Annotated in this window: 1 pseudogene; it reads left to right on the forward strand. The window is 66.0% G+C overall.

Features of this window, described 5'->3' with window-relative positions:
* A pseudogene (locus M8523_RS36455) lies at positions 1-711 on the forward strand (IS3 family transposase); the annotation flags it as partial.

Raw genomic sequence — 711 nt, forward strand, 5'->3', positions numbered from 1 at the left:
TGCGGGAAGGGTTCGCCGTCGCACGTTGCACCGTGGAGCGGCTGATGGGTGAGATGGGCCTTCAGGGTGTCATTCGCGGCAAGACAGTGCGCACCACCGTCAGCGACAAGGCCGCGCCTTGCCCGATGGACCATGTGAACCGTCAGTTCCATGCACCCGCGCCCGACAGGCTATGGCTGTCCGACTTCACCTACGTCGCCACCTGGGCGGGCTTCGACAACGATCGCCTTTGTCATCGACGCCTACGCCCGGCGGATCGTCGGCTGGCGGGTCAGCCGCACGGCGCACGCCAGCTTCGTCTTGGACGCCCTCGAACAAGCTTTGCACGACAGGCGTCCGCTGCATCGCGGCGGCCTCATTCACCACTCCGACCGCGGGTCTCAATACGTGTCCATCAAGTATACCGCGCGTCTGGCCAAGGCCGGCGTCGAGCCCTCGGTCGGCAGCGTCGGCGACAGCTACGACAACGTCCTGGCCGAGACTATCAACGGCCTCTACAAGGCCGAGGTTATTCACCGGCGCGGACCATGGCGCTCCTTCGAGGCCGTCGAGTTCGCCACCCTTGAGTGTGCGGAGCCACACAGGGGACCCCACCCGCAAAGCGGGAAGGGGTGGGTGGCGGAGGGCGATTGGTTCAACAACCGACGGCTTCTCCAGCCCATCGGTAACATCCCGCCGGCGGAGGCCGAAGCCGCCTACTATGCCTCGCTC

It is taken from the genome of Lichenifustis flavocetrariae (assembly GCF_026130545.1).
In the GTDB taxonomy this organism is placed as follows: domain Bacteria; phylum Pseudomonadota; class Alphaproteobacteria; order Rhizobiales; family Beijerinckiaceae; genus Lichenihabitans; species Lichenihabitans flavocetrariae.